Consider the following 3,831-nt stretch of genomic DNA (forward strand, 5'->3'; position numbering starts at 1 on the left):
AACATAAATTAAAAGATATCCTCGTAATTGCCATTTTAGCAGTGATTGCTGGTGCTGAGGGTTGGGAAGATATCGAGAATTATGGTCTGAGCAAATTAGCTTGGTTGAGTGAGTTCTTGGACTTACCTAATGGGATTCCGTCTGATGATACTTTTCGACGAGTATTTGAGAGAATTAATCCGCAAGAACTAGAGAGGACATTACAGCAATGGCTTCAACCTCTTCTGGGTTCTTTGGTGGGGGAAGTCGTTCCCATAGATGGCAAAACCTTGCGAGGTTCCTATGATCGAGAGAGTGGAACGAACTCGTTATCTCTGGAATAAAACCACTAATGAAGTCCAATTCTACCTGTCTTCTTTACCCGCAAATGCTCGTATTTTAGGCCAAATTATTCGCCAACATTGGGGCATTGAAAATAAAGTTCATTGGACTTTAGATGTGACATTTAATGAAGATTCAAGTCGGATTCGTTCCGGTCATAGTCCTCGAAACTTTGCTCTTCTGAGACGTTGGGCACTCAATGCTCTTCGTCAAGAAACTACTCTCAAACGAAGTTTACGACAGAAGCAGAAGCGGGCGGCTATCAATAATGATTATATCCTCTCTCTTCTGGGTTCCTTTTGTCAAGGGTGATTGAGATGCTCTTACCCTGAGACCATTGACCTTGTAAGTTCCAGGCAAAAAAATGATTATCGGGAATCGGATCTCGGTTTTGAGTCACTCCAAAAAGATCGACTCCGAAACTCAATTGAGAGCGTAAAAATAAGATTTCTGTGGGCTTGCGTTTTGTCCATTCTTGGAAGAAGCGTAAAGCGGTTACTCGTGTGCGTCCTTGATCGCCAGCCCCTAAAGCAAGGGAAAATTCTCGATCGCCTAAAAAGGTTTCGCTTTCTTGACGCGATAGGGTTACTCCGATCGCCACCTCTTCAGCAATAGTTTGTACAATCGGTTGCCGGAAACCGAGTTCATAATACTGAGATTCCGTTTCTAAATCCAGGGCATTAAATGGATTTTCAATAATCTCGCTACTTGTCCTTCCATAGACCACTTCTAGGGTTCCATTGCTCGGATTAACAGGAAAAGCATAGCGGACATCAACACTGTGACTGCCGTCAGTCTGGTAATAATCAAAACTGACGCGATCGCCCCATCCGAGGAGATTACCCTCAGTCAATCCAAATCCTCGGCGAAAACCGCCCACACTGGGCAAACCTGCATTATCAGCAATAATACGCCCCTGCAAAGAATCAGCCTCCGTAATCTGAACTCTAAGCCGACTGAACCCCGGTTGAGTGCTGGCAGATAACTCACTCGATAGACTCTCAATCAAGGGATTCAGTTGAAGCCGTTGCAATCCCTCTAATAAACGATTCACATTCAGAGGCTTTTGGGTTGCCAAACGAAGGCGATCTTGAATATATGCGGTGCGTAAAAGTCGATTTCCTGTCACCTCAATTACCTCAACTTCCCCTTCCAAGACTTCAATGATCACCACATCCCCAAGAAATTCTTGGGGCGGAATAAATGCCCCAGAATTGATATAACCGCGATCGCGATAGGCTTGGGTAATCTGTGCGCGAACTTGAAATAATTCTGCTAGGGAAAGGGAACGGTGGGTAAAAGGAGCAGTGATAGCGGCTAATTCTTCAGCGCTGAACACGGTACTGCCAATCACCTGGAATTGCTTGACTATAATCTGAGTAGGCAGCTTGGGAAGTTCTGGTTCAGGATTAGAAGGAGGTAATAATTCTTCTGGAGTAGGACGTGCAGGAGGAGAAGAAACAGGGGGTCGAGCGATCTCCTCATCATTTATACCGACAGATAATAAACCCCCAGCTATCAGTGCCCAGATCCATAGATAAAACGGTCGCCAAACTATACCAGAATTAGGAAAATAGGAGAGTCGAGTTCGTTCCATATGCTAAATTGCAACAAGTATGGGAGGCTTTGGTGAACCGATCCTATGAATACTCAAGACCCCGATCCAGAAACGTTTGTGGTACAAATGGCATCCATGCTCGATTTACCACCAGAGTGGGCAAATCAGCCCGGCACGATCGACAATATAACTCGGTTGATGGCGATCGCCCAATCTCTAAACCAATTTCCTTTGCCTGAAGATCTTGAAGTTGCCCCCATTTTTAAGCCATGACCTTGGATCTTGATTATCTGGATGCGGTTGCGATCGCTCGTGGGGTACGCAACCAACAATATCCTGCCCAAGAGATTATGGAGGCGACGTTAAGCCGCATCGATCGCCATAATCCCTCCCTAAATTGTTTTACCACGCTCTTAGCAGAAGAAGCCTTGGAGAAGGCCAAAGCCTTAGATCGAGGACTCAAAAGGGGCGATCGCCCGGGGGCGCTGGCGGGAGTTCCATTTGCGGTGAAGAATTTATTTGATATTGCTGGGGTAACCACGGTAGCAGGTTCCAAGATCCATCGCTCCCATGCTCGAGCGAGGCAAGATGCCACGGCGATCGCCCGTTTAAAGCGAGCGGGAGCTATTCTAGTGGGAGCGTTGAATATGGATGAATATGCCTATGGGTTTGTGACGGAAAATGCCCATTATGGCCCCACCCATAACCCCTACGATCTAAGCCGCATAGCAGGAGGATCATCTGGAGGTTCGGCAGCGGCAGTTGCTGGGGGTTTAGTGCCCTTTAGTTTAGGGTCAGATACCAATGGTTCAATCCGAATTCCGGCGGCGTTGTGTGGCGTTTATGGCTTGAAACCGACCTATGGTCGTTTGTCCCGTGCTGGAGTGATGTTGTTTTCCAGTAGCCTGGATCATATTGGCCCTTTTGGTCGCTCCGTGCGAGATATGGCGACGTTGTTTGATATTTTGCAAGGGGAAGATCCTCTCGATCCAGTCTGTTGTACTTTGCCCCCCGAACCCTGCCTACCGCAACTGCATCAACCGATCGAGTCTTTACGAATCGCGATCGCCGATGATTATTTTACTCAAGGGGGAGAGCCAGAGGTTTTCGAGGCAGTAGAAAAGATAGCTCAAGTATTAGGTGCAACCCAGACAGTGAAGCTCTCCGAAGCAGCGCGAGCGAGGGAAGCGGCTTATCTGATTACAGCCAGTGAGGGGGCTAATATTCATTTATCAGATTTGAAAGCCTCCCCACAGGACTTCGATCCGGCAACGCGCGATCGCTTTTTTGCTGGAGCCATGATTCCCGCGCAATGGTACTTAAATGCACAACGCTTTCGGAGCTGGTATCGCGATCGGATTCGGGAAGTTTTTCGGGAAGTCGATGTCATTCTGGCTCCCACTACCCCTTGTGTAGCCACTCCCATCGGTCAAACTACCCTAAATATACAAGGAGAAGATGTGTTGCTTCGTCCTAACTTAGGTCGCTATACTCAACCCCTCTCTTTTATTGGCTTACCCGTTTTATCCGTTCCTGTTCATCGTCCCCATCAACTCCCAGTGGGGGTGCAGATTGTAGCAGCTCCCTATAATGAGGCACTCATTTTGCGCGTGGCAGCCGTTCTAGAAGCTCAAGGAGCGATCAGTGCCTCTAGTCATATAGCGCTTTGCGCTAGGGAATAGGTAATAGGTAATAGGGTTGTGGTATATGGCTTTAAAGATTCAATAATGTCCCTCATAGCAGCGCAAAGCGCTGTAACCCTCTTCTGTCACTCTCCGAAAAGCTAAAGCTTTTCGGAATCGTAGAGTGTATACAAGGCAGGCGATCGCGCCATTTTTTCTGCATATCAATTCCCAAGAGTATGCATATGGGCAAAAATGAGATCGCCACACCCTGTATCACTGAGTATACCTTAGCTCTGGAAATTATTAATAATAGAAGAAACCGGAGAG

3 protein-coding genes and 1 pseudogene are annotated in these 3,831 nt (G+C 47.1%); 3 read left to right on the forward strand and 1 reads right to left on the reverse strand.

The window, feature by feature from the left end; translation table 11 throughout:
* Positions 1–633, forward strand: a pseudogene (locus tag J7545_RS16070) (ISAs1 family transposase); the annotation flags it as partial.
* Here J7545_RS16070 and J7545_RS16075 read toward each other — a convergent pair.
* Positions 584–1,918: a ShlB/FhaC/HecB family hemolysin secretion/activation protein gene (locus J7545_RS16075; RefSeq protein WP_318697975.1), complete on the reverse strand. Its 1,335-nt coding sequence runs from the start codon at positions 1,916–1,918 to the stop codon at positions 584–586. The pseudogene J7545_RS16070 and the gene J7545_RS16075 sit on opposite strands and share 50 nt — an antisense overlap.
* Positions 1,919–1,963: 45 nt before the next feature.
* Here J7545_RS16075 and J7545_RS16080 point away from each other — a divergent pair, with 45 nt between their 5' ends.
* Positions 1,964–2,152: a DUF4089 domain-containing protein gene (locus J7545_RS16080; protein ID WP_271940094.1), complete on the forward strand. Its 189-nt coding sequence runs from the start codon at positions 1,964–1,966 to the stop codon at positions 2,150–2,152.
* Between the two features lie 2 nt (positions 2,153–2,154).
* A complete protein-coding gene (locus J7545_RS16085) occupies positions 2,155–3,561 on the forward strand; it encodes an AtzE family amidohydrolase (protein ID WP_413038652.1) in 1,407 nt (468 codons plus the stop codon).
* Positions 3,562–3,831 lie beyond the last annotated feature (270 nt).

This window comes from Roseofilum sp. SBFL (genome assembly GCF_017746885.1).
Classification (GTDB): Bacteria; Cyanobacteriota; Cyanobacteriia; order Cyanobacteriales; family Desertifilaceae; genus Roseofilum.

Bases quoted from the DNA above. Each gene is read 5' to 3' on its own strand.
- J7545_RS16075 (WP_318697975.1), bottom strand. From the start codon at position 1,918: ATGGAACGAACTCGACTCTCCTATTTTCCTAATTCTGGTATAGTTTGG.
- J7545_RS16080 (WP_271940094.1), top strand. From the start codon at position 1,964: ATGAATACTCAAGACCCCGATCCAGAAACGTTTGTGGTACAAATGGCA.